We start from the raw sequence: 14091 nt of genomic DNA on the forward strand, positions 1-14091 counted from the left end.
GGCGCTCACTGAGCGAAGACCGGGGGGGAAGCGGCGGGACCTGCGGCCGGCGCAGCCGGCCGAGGCGCCGAATGGCGCCCGCGGCTGATGCCGCGAAGCCAAGCGCGCGGAGCGCGCGCCCGGCGTCTGAGGGCACCAAAAGCTTTAATTCATCATCATGCAGCGGCTGCGCGTGTCCTCGCGCCGCGAGATGACCTGGCAGGTCACCCACTTGCCGTCCTTGTGCAGCACATAGCCGATGCCGCCCAGATTTCCCGCCATGCCGGAAATCTGCCAGCCATCGTCCAGCAACGCCTGCAACGGCCGGTCGATCTCGCGGAACAGCGTCTCCTGCCCTGGCTGCGGCGGGCCGCTCTGCGCCAGCGCGCCGGAAGCGCCCCCGAGCAGGACCACCCCGGCGAGCAGCACCGCCCTCACTTGATCAGGCCGGACATCGGGCTGGACGCATCCGCCGAGTAGTTCCGCGGCATCCGCCCGGCGAGGAAGGCATGCCGCCCGGCCTCGACCGCCGCCTTCATGGCGCGCGCCATCCGCACCGGCTGCTGGGCATGCGCGATCGCCGAGTTCAGCAGCACCGCGTCGCAGCCGAGCTCCATCGCCTGCGCCGCCTCGCTGGCGGTGCCGATGCCGGCATCGACCAGCACCGGGACCCCGGCATTGGTGATGATCGAGCGCAGCATGAAGGGATTGGTCAGCCCGAGCCCGGACCCGATCGGCGCGCCCAGCGGCATGACGGCCACGCACCCCATCTCCTCCAGCCGCTTGGCGGCCAGCGGGTCGTCGGCGCAATAGACCATCACCTGGAAGCCGTCCTTGATCAGGGCGGCCGCGGCCTCGAAGGTCGCCGGCATGTCGGGGTACAGGAAGGGCGGCGGGCCCAGCACCTCGAGCTTCACCAGGTTCCAGCCGCCGGCCTCGCGCGCCAGGCGCAGCGTGCGCACGGCATCCAGCGCCGTGTGGCAGCCGGCGGTGTTCGGCAGGTAGGTGTATTTCTTCGGATCGACGAAATCCTGCAGCATCGGCGCGCCGGGATCCGACAGGTTCACCCGGCGGACGGCGACGGTGACGATCTCCGCGCCACTGGCCGCGATCGCCTCGCCGGTCTCTTCCAGCGACTTGTAGCGGCCGGTGCCGACGATCAGGCGGGAGCGGAAACGCTGCCCCGCCACCTCCCAGAAGTCTTCCTCCGGGGTCGTGCCGCCCTGGTTCTGCATGCCGTCCATGGGTCAGCCCCCACCGATGAAATGAACGATCTCAAGCGTGTCGCCCGCCGCCAGCGCGGTCGCGGCATAGGCGGAGCGCGGCACGATCTCGAGGTTGCGCTCGACCGCCACCTTGCGCGTGTCGAGGCTCAGCACCGTCAGCAGGTCGGCGACCGATGCCGGCTGACGGATGGTCCGGGTTTCCCCGTTCAGGGTGATGTCGATGCTCTCGGCCATGCGGCGGAATGTGGCGCGGGCCGGGCGCCGGGGGAAGGGGGGCGGCGGCAGATCACCCCCGCTCGGATCGCCCCCCTCAGATGGCCTGCTGCGTCCCGGGCCAGCCGGCCGGCAGCTTCGGCGGCGTCAGCGAGGGCAGCGTGCTGCTGGCCGGCGTCTCCGGCAGCGGCGCGGCGGGGGCCTCGGCCGGGGCCCCGGCCGGTGGCGGCAGGGCTTCCTGGGACGGGGCGGCGGGCAGCGGCGCGGTGCCGCCCACCGGCCCGGCGGCCGGCGGCAGCACCGGCGGCAGCACGGGCGCCGAGCCCGGCGTCGGCCCCGGCACCGGGGCCGGCCCCGGCGGGTTCTCGTTCGGCACCGTGTAGTCGGGGACGATGCGCGCCTGGGCGCCGGCGATCACCAGCACCTTCTGGCCGATGGCCAGCGGCGTCTCGTCGCGCTGGGTCACCGAGATCATGTCGCCATTCGGCTTGCGGACGACGTATTCGTAGCCGTCGGTCTGCCCCACCCCCTTCTCGGAGGCGGCGCCGATCAGCCCGCCGATCAGCCCGCCGCCGATGCCGGCGAAGGCCGAGGTGATGTCGCCGCCGCCGATCCGGGTGCCGGCCACGCCGCCGGCGGCGGCCCCCGCCGCGGCGCCGGTCGAGCCGTCGGCCGAGATCTGCACGGCGCGCCTGCCGGCCACCACCCCGGCCTCCACCTTGTTGGCCTGCTGCACGGCGCGGCTGGCATAGGTGTCGGGGGAATAGCTCGGGCTGCAGGCCGCCAGCAGGGCGGCGAGGGCAGGGAACAGCAGGGCGCGGGCGTGAAGCGGCATGGGGCCTCGGGCGGAACGCAGCGGCAAGGTCACCTCTCCTCAGCGGCAGGCGGATGGGCGGGAGCAGGGTCGGGCCGCAACCTAGGAAACCGGGGCGGCGATGTCATCCCGCCGCACTGCGGCATCCGCCGACGAAGTGTTGCGGAATACGCAGTGTGATCGCCCGCCGCAACCGTGGCGGCGCCCGGGCAAGGGCGCGTGGAAGGCGCCGCGGTGGGCGGATACCGCGGCCCCGCTGGCTGGAAAATCCAGCGCCCGCCGCAGTTTTCCGGGTGGCGGCGGGGGCGCGCCCTTGCCAGCGCGGCCGAAGCGGCCCAAAGGCGAATGCTTGCGGGGCGGAAACGCCCCGTGCTAGGCGCCGCTCAGCCAGGCGCGGCCCTCAGGCCCTGCCTCCCCGTCCCGGTCCCCCATCACGGGAATTCCCGCACGTGAACCCGCCGCTGATCTTCGTCCTGAACGGTCCCAACCTGAACCTGCTCGGCACCCGCCAGCCGGAGATCTATGGCTCCGAGACGCTGGACGACATCGAGGCGCTCTGCGCCGAGACCGCCGACGCGCTCGACCTGGCAATCGACTTCCGCCAGACCAATGTCGAGGGCGAGCTGATCTCCTGGGTTCAGGAGGCGCGCAACATGGCGGCGGGCATCGTCATCAATCCGGCTGGCTACAGCCACACCTCGATCGCGCTGATGGATGCCCTGCTGGCCTCCGACCTGCCGGTGGTCGAGGTGCATCTCAGCAACATCCATCGCCGGGAATCCTTCCGGCACCTGTCCTATGTGTCGCGTGCGGCGCAGGGCGTGATCTGCGGCCTGGGGCCGCATGGCTACGCCCTGGCGCTGCGCGGCATCGCCGGCATCCTGGCCCAGGCGGACCAGGACTGACGGCGGGCAGGGGTATCAGAGAGGTTCCATGAGCGGCATTTCCTTCACCCCGGATGCGGTCCGGGCGCTGGCGCAGATCCTGCGAGACACCGACCTGACCGAGATCGAGCTGGCCGACGGCGAGTCGCGCCTGCGCGTCACCCGCAGCGTGACCGTGACGCAGACCGTGGTCGCCGCGGCGCCGGCCGCCGCCGCCCCGGTGGCCGCGGCCGCCGCGGCCCCGGCCGCCGCCCCCGCGGCCGCCGAGCTCTCGGCCAGCTCGCCGGGCGTCGTCGCCTCGCCGATGGTGGGCGTGGCCTATCTGGCGCCCGAGCCGGGTGCCGCGCCCTTCATCACGCTGGGCGCCAAGGTCGCCGCCGGCCAGACGCTGCTGCTGATCGAGGCGATGAAGACCTTCAACCAGATCAAGGCGCCGAAGGCCGGCACCGTGACCCGGATCCTGATCGAGAGCGGCTCGCCGGTCGAATATGGCGAGCCCCTGCTGGTGGTCGAGTAAGGCCGCCCGCATGTTCAAGAAGGTGCTGATCGCCAATCGCGGCGAGATCGCGCTGCGCGTCCACCGGGCCTGCCAGGAGATGGGCATCCGGACGGTCGCCGTGCATTCGACCGCCGACGCCACCGCCATGCATGTGCGCCTGGCCGATGAAAGCGTCTGCATCGGCCCGCCGGCGGCGCGCGACAGCTACCTCAACGTCGCCGCCATCCTGTCGGCGGCGGCGATCACCGGGGCGGAGGCGATCCACCCCGGCTACGGCTTCCTGTCGGAGAATGCCAGCTTCGCCGAGATGGTGGAGGCGCATGGCTTCACCTTCATCGGCCCGACCGCCGAGCATATCCGCATGATGGGCGACAAGATCGCCGCCAAGCAGGCGATGATGTCGCTGGGCGTGCCCCTGGTGCCCGGCTCCGACGGCGAGCTGACCAGCCTGGACGAGGCCCGGGCGGTGGCCGAGACCATCAAGTACCCGGTGCTGATCAAGGCCGCCGCCGGCGGTGGCGGCCGCGGCATGAAGGTCGCCCATTCGGCCGACGAGCTGGAGGAAGCCTGGCGCGTCGCCCGCACCGAGGCCAAGGCCGCCTTCGGCAACGACGCCGTCTACATGGAGAAGTACCTCGACCGCCCGCGGCATATCGAGCTGCAGGTGATGGCCGACATGCATGGCAACGTGGTGCATTTCGGCGAGCGCGACTGCTCGCTGCAGCGCCGCCACCAGAAGCTGGTCGAGGAGGCGGGGTCGCCCGCGCTGACCCCGGCCGAGCGCGCGGCGATCGGCGCCCAGGTCACCTCCGGCCTGTCCAAGCTGGGCTACCGCAATGCCGGCACGCTGGAATTCCTGTGGCAGGACGGCCAGTTCAGCTTCATCGAGATGAACACCCGCCTGCAGGTCGAGCATCCGGTGACCGAGATGGTCTGCGGCATCGACCTGGTGAAGGAGCAGCTGCGCGTCGCCGCCGGCGAGAAGCTCGGCTACACCCAGGAGGATATTTCCTTCAACGGCCATGCCATCGAGTGCCGGATCACCGCCGAGGACCCCGAGAGCTTCGCGCCCTCGCCGGGGCGGGTGAACACCTACCACGCGCCGGGGGGCCTGGGCGTGCGCGTCGATAGCGCGCTCTATTCGGGCTATTCGGTGCCGCCGCATTACGACAGCCTGGTGGCCAAGCTGGTGGTGCATGGCAAGACCCGGGCCGAGGCCATCGCCCGCATGCGCCGCGCGCTGAGCGAGATGGTGGTGGACGGCATCCGCACCACCCTGCCGCTGCACCAGCGGATCATGGACGATGCCGAGTTCCAGTCCGGCGAGTACACCATCCACTGGCTGGAACGTTTCGTCGGCCAGCCGCACTGACGACGCCAGGCGGCGGGATCCCCGCCGTTGACGCAGGCTTGAACCGCCCCGGCGCGATGCCGGGGCGGCCGCTTGCCGCGATGGCCCCCCGCGGGCAAGGCCTTGAACGCCAAGGGCCGGGCCGTCCGGGACAGTCGCCCCGGAACGCATCGTGGCGGCACGGCCACTATCTTTTCATCTTTTCGCTATCCCGTGGCCGCAGCTTGTGCGTCAGCCTGCCGTTTGCCGTGCAGCGCCCCTTCACCTTCCACGCGCCGCCCAACGCTCTGCCGGCCTCTTGCCTTCTGGGAATGCCTGATGAACGGCCTGACTTCCGCGCCCCCGCCCCCCGAGGTCAGCCCGCTGCAGAGCGAGGCGCCGCCGGTCGCGGATATCCGGCGGGCCCGGCGCTGGGCGATCCTGAAGCCCTGGCTGCTGCTGGGCGGCGGTGCGCTGATGGCGGCGCTGGCGCTCTTCGCGCTGCACGGCCTGTCGCATGAGCTGGACTACGCCACCGTCATGGCCGGCGTCGCCGAGGAAAGCCCCTGGACGCTGGCCGCCGCCATCGGCGCCACGGCGCTGAGCTTCCTGGCGATGACCGGCTACGACCTCTCGGCCGCGCGCTACGTGGCGCCGGGTGCGGTGCCGAAGCGGATCGCCATGCTGGCCGCCTTCTGCGGCTTCGCGCTGAGCAACACGGTGGGCGTCGGCGCCTTCACCGGGGCGGCGGTGCGCTGGCGCCTCTATGCCGCCACGGGCCTGAAGCCGGAGCGCATCACCCGGCTGCTGGTCTTCGTCACCGCCAGCTTCGTGCTGGGCCTTTTCGCCGTCGGCGCGCTGGGGCTGCTGGCCACGGCCGAATCGGTCGACGACTGGTCGGGCCTGCCGCCCGACCTGTTGCGCGGCATCGCCCTCGCTATTCTGGGCGGGCTGGCGGCGGTCGCTGTGATCGGCCGGCTGAAGCCCGGCGGCCTGCGCTTCGGCCGCCACGCGCTGCGGGTGCCGCCGGCGGGGCTGATCCTGTTCCAGGGGCTGGTCTCGCTGGTCGATATCGGCGCCGCCGCCACCGTGCTGTGGCTGCTGCTGCCGGAGGGCGCGGTCGACCTGCCCTTCTTCATGGCGCTGTATTCGGTGGCCATCGCCATCGGCGCGGCCAGCCACCTGCCGGGCGGCATCGGCGTCTTCGAGGCGGTGGTGCTGATGGCCTTCCGCGACACCGGCGTGCCGCTGGACCAGGTGGCCACCGCGCTGGTGCTGTACCGCTTCATCTATTTCGCCCTGCCGCTGGGCCTGGCGCTGCTGCTGCTGGCCGGCTTCGAGGCCAGCCGCCGCGCCCATCTGCTGGAGGGGGGCACGCGGGCGGTCCGCGCCGCCACCCGGCTGATGCCGCGTTTCCTGGGCGCGACCGCCTTCGCCGCTGGTGCGGCGCTGCTGTTCGGCGGCGTCACCCCGCCGCTGGGCGAGCCGCGCGGGCTGCTCGGCCCCGCTTTGCCGCTGCCGCTGTTCGAGGCCAGCCACCTGCTGGCCAGCGTCGGCGGGCTGGCGCTGATCGTGGTGGCGCATGGGCTGGTGCACCGGCTGGACGGCGCCTGGTGGCTGGCGCTGGTGCTGGCGATCGGCGGCTTCTGCCTGTCGCTGGCGCGCGGCGGCGGCGAGCTGGAGCTCGGGCTGCTGGCGCTGCTGGCCGTCGCCCTGATCACCTCGCATGACCGCTTCGACCGCCGGGCGCGGATGCTGACGCCGAGCTTCACCCCCGGCTGGTGGGCCGCCGTCATCGGCGTGGTGGCCACCGCCGCCTGGCTGCTGTTCTTCGCGCATCGCGACGTCGAGTATTCGCGCCAGCTGTGGTGGCAGTTCGAGTTCGACGCCTCCGCCCCGCGCGCCATGCGGGCGACGCTGGGCGCCGTGCTGCTGCTCTTCGCCGCCGGGCTGTGGACGCTGCTGCGCCCGGCGCGCGGCCTGGTGCACCGCCCGACGGCGGAGGAGCTGGCGCGGGCCGGCGCCATCGCCCGCACCCAGGAACGCGCCATGGCCCACCTGGTGCATATGGGTGACAAGCCGCTGCTGTTCTCCGAGCAGGGCGACAGCTTCATCATGTATGGCCGGCGCGGGCGGTCCTGGGTGGCGCTCGGCGGGCCGGTGGGGCCGAAGGCGCAGCGCGTCGACATGGTCTGGCGCTTCGTCGAGATGGCCGATGCCCAGGGCGGGCGCGCCGCCTTCTACCAGGTGCGGCCCGAGAACCTGCCGATCTACATCGATGTCGGGCTGCGGCCGCTGAAGCTGGGCGAGGCCGCCCGGGTGCCGCTGGAGACCTTCAGCCTGACCGGCAAGTCGCGCCAGCCGCTGCGCAGCGCGCTGAACCGCGCCGAGCGCGAAGGACTGACCTTCGCCCTGATCGCCGCGGCCGAGGTGCCGGCGCTGATGACCGAGCTGGCAGAAGTGTCCCGCCAGTGGCTGGACCAGCACAAGGCGCGCGAGAAGGCTTTTTCCCTGGGCGCCTTCGAGCCGGGCTATGTCGCGGCGGGGCCGGTCGGCGTGGTGCGCGGGCCGGATGGGGCGGTGATCGCCTTCGCCACGCTGATGGAGACGCCCGAGGCCAAGGCGGAGATGTCGATCGACCTGATGCGGCACCGCCCCGCCATGCCGCCGGGCACCATGGACTTCCTGTTCCTGAAGCTGATCCTGCTGGCCAAGGAGCAGGGCTACGGCTTCTTCGACCTGGGCATGGCGCCGCTGTCGGGCCTGGCCGCGCATCGCCTGGCGCCGGTCTGGTACCGCCTGGGCGGGCTGGTGTTCCGCCGCGGCGAGCGCTTCTACAATTTCCGCGGCCTGCGCGCCTTCAAGGAGAAGTTCGAGCCGGTCTGGGAGCCCCGCTACCTCTGCACCCCGGGCGGGCTGGACCCCTGGGTGGTGCTGGCCGATGTGGCGGCGCTGCAATCCGGGGGGTTGCGCGGCGTGATCGGCAAGTGATGGCCGGGCTCGCCGCGATGCGCCTTGTTTTTTCGCCGGGCTCTCCCTTCATCCAGGCATGGCCATGAATCGCCGATCTCTCCTTGGTGCCGGGCTGGGCCTGGCCTCGACATCGCTGGCAAGCCCGGCCCTGGCCCAGCGCGACACCTCGAGCTGGCTGATCGAGATGACGCCGAAGCAGAAGCGCGGCGACACCTTCGTCATCGTGCTGTCCGGCGATGGCGGCTGGCGCGACCTGGACCGCAGCATCGGCCGCATCATGCGCGACCGCGGCGTGCCGGTGCTGGGCTTCGACTGCCTGAACTGGTTCTGGAAGCGCCGCTCGCCGCAGGAGATCGCGACCGAGCTGGACCGGATCATCGCGCTCTATGCCGAGAAGTGGCAGACGCCGAAGGTCGGCCTGGTCGGCTATTCCTTCGGCGCCGACGTGATGCCCTTCGCCTGGAACCGGATGACCGCCGAGAGCAAGGCCCGCGTGGTGCTGATCAGCCTGCTGGCCTTCGCCAAGGAGGCGGCCTTCGAGATCAAGGTGGGGGATTTCATCGGCTTCTCCCGCCCCAGCGCGGTGCCGACCGGGCCCGAGGTGCCGGGCATGCCGGCCGAGCTGATCCAGTGCACCTATGGCTCGGACGAGGAGAAGGAGACCGCCTGCAAGGTCTTCGAGGGCACGCCGGCGCAGATCGTGCGCACCCGCGGCGGGCACCATTTCGACGAGAACTACACCGCGCTGGCCGAGCGGATCCTGGCGCGGCTGCCGCGGCCGCAGCCATGATCGGCGCATGATGCAGGGGATGTCGCGTCGACCGGTGGAGATCACGCCCGAGCTGCTGCTGCGCGCCTACCGCGCCGGGCTGTTCCCGATGGCGGAATCGCGCGAGGCCGACCGGCTGTTCTGGCTGGACCCGGAGCAGCGCGGCATCCTGCCCCTGGAGGGGTTCCACCTGTCGCGCCGGCTGCGGCGGACGGTGACCTCGGGGCCCTACACGGTCACCGCCAACCAGGATTTCGGGGGCGTGATCGCCGCCTGCGCCGCGCCGGCGCCGGGGCGGGAGGACAGCTGGATCAACCCCGAGATCGAGGGGCTGTTCACCACGCTGCACCGGATGGGCCATGGCCATTCGGTGGAGACCTGGCTGGAGGGCGAGCTGGTCGGCGGGCTGTATGGCGTGGCGCTGGGCGGCGCCTTCTTCGGCGAGAGCATGTTCAGCCGCGCCCGCGACGCGTCGAAGGTGGCGCTGGTCCACCTGATCGCCCGCCTGAAGCTGGGTGGGTTCACGTTGCTGGACACCCAGTTCATCACTGGCCACCTGTCGCAGTTCGGCGCGATCGAGATCCCGCGCGACGCCTACAAGAAGATGCTGCTGAACGCCGTGGACACGAATGCGGTCTTCCCCGCCGCCCCACCCGGCCTGCAGGAGGCTATCCACCACCTGCGCGAATGAATCTGGGGGCCCGGGGGAATCCAATTCCCCCGGTGCTTGCTTGCTTCAGTTCCGGGTCGGCGCCGCCCAGGCCAGGCTCTGGTTGGGCAGCTTGAGCTCCTCGAGCTCCGCCAGGAAGCTCTCGGCCCAGCGCGTGGCCGTCTGTTCTTCCAGCCCACGCATCATGCTTTCCCAGCGGTCGCGGCGCTCTTCCAGCGGCATGGACAGCGCGCGGTGCAGCGCCTCGCCCATGGCCTCGGCGTCGAGCGGGTTGACCAGCAGGGCGCCGTCCATGCTTTCGGCCGCCCCGGCGAAGGAGGAGAGCACCAGCACGCCGGGATCTTCCGGGTCCTGGGCCGCGACATATTCCTTGGCCACCAGGTTCATGCCGTCGCGCAGCGGCGTGACCAGCCCGACCCGCCCCGCCCGGTAGAAGCCGGCCAGGGTGTCGCGGGCCAAGGCGCGGGCCACGTAGCGCACCGGCGTCCAGTCGAATTCCGCATAGTCGCCGTTGATCCGCCCGGCCAGCTGGTCGAGCTCACGGCGGAGGTGGCGGTAGCTGGCGACCTCGTTGCGGCTGCGGGCGGCGACCTGCAGGTAGGTGACGCGGTTCAGGTGCTCGGGGAAGTCCTTCAGCAGCGCCGCGAAGCCGCGCATGCGGTGCGGCAGGCCCTTGGTGTAGTCCAGCCGCTCGGCGCCGACGATGAGCGCGCGGTCGCCCATGCTGGCGGCCAGGCGCTGGGTCTCGGGGCCATAGGCGGCCTTGCGGGCGAGGGTCGCGAAGCCGCGGGTGTCGATGCCGATGGCGTGGGCGGAGAGTTGGGTGCGGCGCTGGATGCCGGCCACCTCTCCGCGCACGCCGCCTTCCTCATCGGGGGCGAGGCCGAGCGCGTCCTGGAAGCAGTTGATCAGCCCGCCGAGGTCGCGCTTCGTCTGCACGCCGACCAGGTCGTAGGCGAGCAGGTCGCGCAGCAGGCGCTCGGCATCGGGCAAGGCGGAAAGCACCGCCCAGGGCGGGAAGGGGATGTGCAGGAAGAAGCCGATGCGCTGCTTGGCGCCCAGCGCGCGCAGCTCCATGGCCATCGGGATCATCTGGTAGTCGTGGATCCAGACGGTGTCGTCCGGGCCCAGCAGCGGCATCAGCGCCTCGGCGAAGTCGCGGTTCACCTTGCGGTAGGACAGCGCCTCCTTGCGGTCGTATTCCATCAGCCCGAGCCGGAAATGGAACAGCGGCCACAGGGTGTTGTTGGAATAGCCGGCGTAGAAGCCCTTCTGGTCCTCGGGGTCGAGGTCGATGGTGGCATAGTCGATGCCGCCGGCGCGAGCCTGCTTGGCCGCCTTCTCGGGGCTCTTGCGGGTCTCGCCGCTCCAGCCGAACCACAGCCCGCCGCTGGCCTTCAGCACGTCCTTCAGGGCCACGGCCAGGCCGCCGGCGACGGCGGCCTCGCCGCGCCGCGGCACCGCGACGCGGTTGGAAACGACGACTACCCGCCCCACAGACCGTGCTCCCACGAACGGCTCAAACGCATCGCTGAGAGAATCAGCCCAACGTGGGAATAGGTCTGAGGAAAGTTCCCCCAGAGCTGATTCCTGATCGGGTCCAGGTCTTCCGCCAGCAATCCCAGGTGATTCCGGCATGACAGGATCCTCCCGAACATGGCGCGCGCCTCCTCCGTCCTGCCGGCGGCGGCGAGCGCATCCACGTACCAGAACGAGCAAACGAGGAAGGCAGTTTCAGGTTTCCCGAAATCGTCAGCCATGTCGTAGCGGTGCAGGAAGCCGTCATGCAGCAGGCGGCGCCCGATCAGGTCCAGTGTGCCGAGGAAGCGCGGGTCGGTGGCGGGCAGGAAGCCGATCTCGGGCAGCAGCAGCAGGGCCGCGTCCATGCCGTCGCCCTCGAAGCTTTCGACGAAGCTGCCGAGATGCGGGCGATAGGCTTTCTCGCAGATCACCGCGTGCAATTCGCGCGCTGACTTGGCCCAGCGCTCGGCCCGGTCCGGCAGGCCGAGATGCTTGGCGATGCCGGACAGCCGCGCCATCCCCGCCCAGCACATTGCGGCGGAGAAGGTGTGGATCCGCTCGCGGCCGCGATACTCCCAGATGCCGGCATCGGGCGTCAGCGCCCGCGCCTCGGCCTGCTCGCCCAGCGTCTCCAGCAGGCGGAACAGCGGCTCGCCGGCCGGGCGGGGCAGGCGCTGGTCGAAGAACATCTGCGCGGCGGCCATGATGACCGAGCCATAGACGTCGTTCTGCACCTGCTCGGCCGCCTGGTTGCCGACGCGCACCGGGCCCATGCCGAGGAAGCCCGGCAGCTGCTCCTCGATCCGCTCGTCCATGGCCAGCGAGGGCACCAGCGGGTAGCAGGGCTTCAGCTCGCCGCCCGGGGAGATGGCCACCACGTTGGTCACGTAGCGGATGTATTCTTCCATCGTCCGGGTGGCGCCCAGCCGGTTCAGCGCCTGCACGGTGAACAGCGCGTCGCGCAGCCAGCAGTAGCGGTAGTCCCAGTTGCGCTCGGTGTCGGCCGCCTCGGGGATCGAGGTGGTGAGCGCCGCGACCACCGCGCCCGTCTCCTCGAAGGTGCAGAGCTTGAGGGTGATGGCGGCGCGGATCACCGCCTCCTGCCATTCGAAGGGCAAATGCAGCCCGCGGGTCCAGTCCAGCCAATAGGCCTCGGTCTCGCGGATGAACTCCTGGCCGATGCTGTCGGCGCCCTCCGGCACGGTCTCGTCGGGGCCGAGGATCAGGGTGATCGGCTGGTCGAGCAGGAAGGGCGCCTCCTCGCCCAGGCAGGCCAGCGGCGCGTCGGTGGTCACCCGCAGCGCCGCATCCTCGGAGAAGTAGCGCAGGTGGTTGGAGCCGGAGCGGCGCACCGGCTTCTCGGCGCCCCAATGCGCCTTGGGGCGGATGCGCAGGCGGATCAGCGGCTGGCCCGACAGCGGCTCGATGCGGCGGACCAGCATCGGCGGGCGGAAGGGGCGGCCGAAGCGGCGGAAGCGGGGGGCGGCGTCGGTGATGCGCAGCCGCGCGCCCTTCTCGTCCTCCAGCTCGGTCTCCAGGATGGCGGTGTTGCGGCGATAGGCCTGGCGGCTCTCCTTCAGCCCGACCATCTCGCATTCCATGAAGCCGTCCTGCGGCTCCTCGCCGCCGAGCAGGGCGCAGAAGACCGGGTCGCCGTCGAGGCGCGGCCAGCACATCCAGGTGCAGCGGCCGCGGCGGTCGAACAGGCCGGCGATGATGCCGTTGCCGACCGGGGCGAGGTCGAGCGGCTGCGGCGGCGGGGCGGGCAGGCGGGGGAAGAACGGGCTGTTCATGCCGCGCGCCGGCCGAGAATGCCTTCCAGCCAGTCATGCACCGCGGCCGGGCCGGGGAAGGCGTCCGGGATCAGATAGCCGGTGCCGCCGAGCTCAACGCAGGCCTCGATGCCGAAGCGGTCGGTGACGTCGTCGCCGATGAAGATGGGCTGGCGGCCGGCGAAGGGGGCGTGGCGCATCAGCCAGCGCACCGCCGAGCCCTTGTCGAGGCCCCTCGGGCGCAGCTCGGCCGCGGCATGGGCCGGCATCACCTGGAACGGGCTGTCCGCCGCCAGCGCCTGCAGGAAGCCAGTGGCGGCCGGGCCCTTCTCCGGGCAGCTGCGGAAATGCAGGACGAAGCCGTATTGCTTCGGCTCGAACAGCAGGCCTTCCGCCTCGGCATAGGCCCGGGCGGCGCTGCGCCAGGCCTCGGGCGGCACCGGCGGCGGCGGCATCGGCGGTATCTCGGCGCCCTGCAGCAGGGACGCGTCGATGATCATGCCGTGCTCGGCGGCATAGGCGACGGGGGGCTCGCGGGTCAGCGCGCGGGCGACGGCCAGGCCGCGGCCGGTGACGATGGCGACGGCGCCGCCGAGCCGGTCCGACAGGCGGGCCAGCAGGTCAGGCAGGTGCGGTGGCACCACCACGGCGTCGGGGCGCGGCGCGATCTCGATCAGGGTGCCGTCCAGGTCGAGGAAGAGGGCGGCCCGCGCAGCGGGCAGGGGCGGAAGCTGCATGGTACCAGGATAGGGAGCCCTGGCGCCGATTCTAGCCCCGCCGCTGTCAGACTGCCGTGTCCGGCCTACTTACACTCGAGGACGCGCAGGTCGTAGACCGGGTGCTCCAGCATCGAGACGCCGGGGGCATTGGCGAACATCCAGCCGCGGAACACCGGCGCGCCATTCGGGTCGTCGCGGGTTTCCAGCACCTCCAGCCAGGCGGCGGCGTCGGGCACCTCCTCCGGCGGGCGGGCGTTGCAGGCGCGGACGGTGATGGAGAGGGTGCCGAAGCGGACCGGCCGGTTCACCGGGGCATCGACGATGGTGATGCGGGCGGTGACCTTGTCCAGCGCCTGCAGCTGGGCGGTCTGCTTGCGCACCCAGCCGGGCTCCTGCTGGGCGCTGGCGGGGCCGGGGGCCAGGCCGGCGGCGAGGCTGGCCAGCAGCGCCGGCACGACAAGCCAATGCTTCACGCGGCGTGGCCCTTCTTGACCAACTTCGGCGCCGGCAGCTCGGCCACCATCTGCGCCAGGATGCGGCGCATCGCCGCCTCGTCCACGCCCATCAGCACGGCATCCTCCAGCAGGTCCTGCAGCAGGGTGGCGGCCTCGCGGTGGTTCTCGGCCAGCACCTTGAGCTTTTCCCGGCAGGCCAGCGGCTGGCCGTCCGCGCCGGGCCAGCCGGCCGGCGGGGCGAAGCTCATGGCCGGGCCGGGGCCGGGG

Annotated in this window: 15 protein-coding genes; 6 read left to right on the forward strand and 9 right to left on the reverse strand. The window is 71.6% G+C overall.

The window, feature by feature from the left end:
• Positions 1-144: 144 nt before the first annotated feature.
• From GVN67_RS23480 to GVN67_RS23490, 4 genes are all read right to left on the reverse strand, one after another.
• The gene (locus GVN67_RS23480) at positions 145-408 is read right to left on the reverse strand and encodes a hypothetical protein (protein WP_159999756.1); all 264 of its coding nucleotides are present in this window, start codon (positions 406-408) and stop codon (positions 145-147) included.
• Positions 409-413: 5 nt separating this feature from the next.
• Entirely contained in the window at positions 414-1223 is an 810-nt protein-coding gene (locus GVN67_RS23485; RefSeq protein WP_368667257.1) for a thiazole synthase, read from the reverse strand.
• A gap of 3 nt (positions 1224-1226) precedes the next feature.
• Positions 1227-1439, reverse strand: a complete 213-nt coding sequence (thiS, locus tag GVN67_RS30580) for a sulfur carrier protein ThiS (RefSeq protein WP_235035441.1) — start codon at positions 1437-1439, stop codon at positions 1227-1229.
• A gap of 76 nt (positions 1440-1515) precedes the next feature.
• Complete coding sequence (locus tag GVN67_RS23490; protein ID WP_159999757.1) at positions 1516-2253, reverse strand: hypothetical protein; 738 nt, start codon at positions 2251-2253, stop codon at positions 1516-1518.
• A 428-nt stretch (positions 2254-2681) separates the two neighbouring features.
• Between GVN67_RS23490 and aroQ the strand changes: the two genes are divergently transcribed.
• From aroQ to aat, 6 genes are all read left to right on the forward strand, one after another.
• A complete protein-coding gene (gene aroQ / locus GVN67_RS23495) occupies positions 2682-3137 on the forward strand; it encodes a type II 3-dehydroquinate dehydratase (RefSeq protein WP_159999758.1) in 456 nt (151 codons plus the stop codon).
• A gap of 28 nt (positions 3138-3165) precedes the next feature.
• Positions 3166-3633: an acetyl-CoA carboxylase biotin carboxyl carrier protein gene (gene accB, locus GVN67_RS23500; RefSeq protein ID WP_159999759.1), complete on the forward strand. Its 468-nt coding sequence runs from the start codon at positions 3166-3168 to the stop codon at positions 3631-3633.
• A gap of 10 nt (positions 3634-3643) precedes the next feature.
• The gene (gene accC, locus GVN67_RS23505; RefSeq protein ID WP_159999760.1) at positions 3644-4987 is read left to right on the forward strand and encodes an acetyl-CoA carboxylase biotin carboxylase subunit; all 1344 of its coding nucleotides are present in this window, start codon (positions 3644-3646) and stop codon (positions 4985-4987) included.
• A 297-nt stretch (positions 4988-5284) separates the two neighbouring features.
• Entirely contained in the window at positions 5285-7936 is a 2652-nt protein-coding gene (gene mprF, locus GVN67_RS23510; protein WP_159999761.1) for a bifunctional lysylphosphatidylglycerol flippase/synthetase MprF, read from the forward strand.
• Positions 7937-8000: 64 nt separating this feature from the next.
• A complete protein-coding gene (locus GVN67_RS23515; RefSeq protein WP_159999762.1) occupies positions 8001-8708 on the forward strand; it encodes a virulence factor family protein in 708 nt (235 codons plus the stop codon).
• Positions 8709-8727: 19 nt separating this feature from the next.
• Complete coding sequence (gene aat / locus GVN67_RS23520; protein WP_200845374.1) at positions 8728-9378, forward strand: leucyl/phenylalanyl-tRNA--protein transferase; 651 nt, start codon at positions 8728-8730, stop codon at positions 9376-9378.
• Positions 9379-9423: 45 nt separating this feature from the next.
• Here aat and GVN67_RS23525 read toward each other — a convergent pair whose 3' ends face one another.
• The 5 genes from GVN67_RS23525 to GVN67_RS23545 form a co-directional block, all read right to left on the reverse strand.
• On the reverse strand, positions 9424-10854 hold the full coding sequence (locus GVN67_RS23525; RefSeq protein WP_159999767.1) for a trehalose-6-phosphate synthase: 1431 nt from the start codon (positions 10852-10854) through the stop codon (positions 9424-9426).
• Positions 10842-12671, reverse strand: coding sequence for a glycoside hydrolase family 15 protein (locus GVN67_RS23530; protein ID WP_159999764.1), 1830 nt, complete (start codon positions 12669-12671; stop codon positions 10842-10844). Before GVN67_RS23530 ends, GVN67_RS23525 begins: the two co-directional genes overlap by 13 nt.
• Positions 12668-13387, reverse strand: coding sequence for a trehalose-phosphatase (gene otsB / locus GVN67_RS23535; RefSeq protein ID WP_159999765.1), 720 nt, complete (start codon positions 13385-13387; stop codon positions 12668-12670). The genes GVN67_RS23530 and otsB overlap by 4 nt, the downstream gene beginning before the upstream one ends.
• A gap of 65 nt (positions 13388-13452) precedes the next feature.
• Positions 13453-13842, reverse strand: coding sequence for a DUF2155 domain-containing protein (locus tag GVN67_RS23540; RefSeq protein WP_235035442.1), 390 nt, complete (start codon positions 13840-13842; stop codon positions 13453-13455).
• A complete protein-coding gene (locus GVN67_RS23545) occupies positions 13839-14072 on the reverse strand; it encodes a hypothetical protein (protein ID WP_159999766.1) in 234 nt (77 codons plus the stop codon). The genes GVN67_RS23540 and GVN67_RS23545 overlap by 4 nt, the downstream gene beginning before the upstream one ends.
• Between the last annotated feature and the right edge of the window lie 19 nt (positions 14073-14091).

This window comes from Roseomonas sp. 18066, assembly GCF_902706185.1.
Taxonomy (GTDB): Bacteria; Pseudomonadota; Alphaproteobacteria; order Acetobacterales; family Acetobacteraceae; genus Pseudoroseomonas.

Coding starts and splice junctions, on each gene's coding strand:
- GVN67_RS23485 (WP_368667257.1), bottom strand. CDS start 1,223: ATGGACGGCATGCAGAACCAGGGCGGCACGACCCCGGAGGAAGACTTC.
- thiS (WP_235035441.1), bottom strand. CDS start 1,439: ATGGCCGAGAGCATCGACATCACCCTGAACGGGGAAACCCGGACCATC.
- GVN67_RS23490 (WP_159999757.1), bottom strand. CDS start 2,253: ATGCCGCTTCACGCCCGCGCCCTGCTGTTCCCTGCCCTCGCCGCCCTG.
- accB (WP_159999759.1), top strand. CDS start 3,166: ATGAGCGGCATTTCCTTCACCCCGGATGCGGTCCGGGCGCTGGCGCAG.
- accC (WP_159999760.1), top strand. CDS start 3,644: ATGTTCAAGAAGGTGCTGATCGCCAATCGCGGCGAGATCGCGCTGCGC.
- mprF (WP_159999761.1), top strand. CDS start 5,285: ATGAACGGCCTGACTTCCGCGCCCCCGCCCCCCGAGGTCAGCCCGCTG.
- GVN67_RS23515 (WP_159999762.1), top strand. CDS start 8,001: ATGAATCGCCGATCTCTCCTTGGTGCCGGGCTGGGCCTGGCCTCGACA.
- aat (WP_200845374.1), top strand. CDS start 8,728: ATGTCGCGTCGACCGGTGGAGATCACGCCCGAGCTGCTGCTGCGCGCC.
- GVN67_RS23530 (WP_159999764.1), bottom strand. CDS start 12,671: ATGAACAGCCCGTTCTTCCCCCGCCTGCCCGCCCCGCCGCCGCAGCCG.
- otsB (WP_159999765.1), bottom strand. CDS start 13,387: ATGCAGCTTCCGCCCCTGCCCGCTGCGCGGGCCGCCCTCTTCCTCGAC.
- GVN67_RS23545 (WP_159999766.1), bottom strand. CDS start 14,072: ATGAGCTTCGCCCCGCCGGCCGGCTGGCCCGGCGCGGACGGCCAGCCG.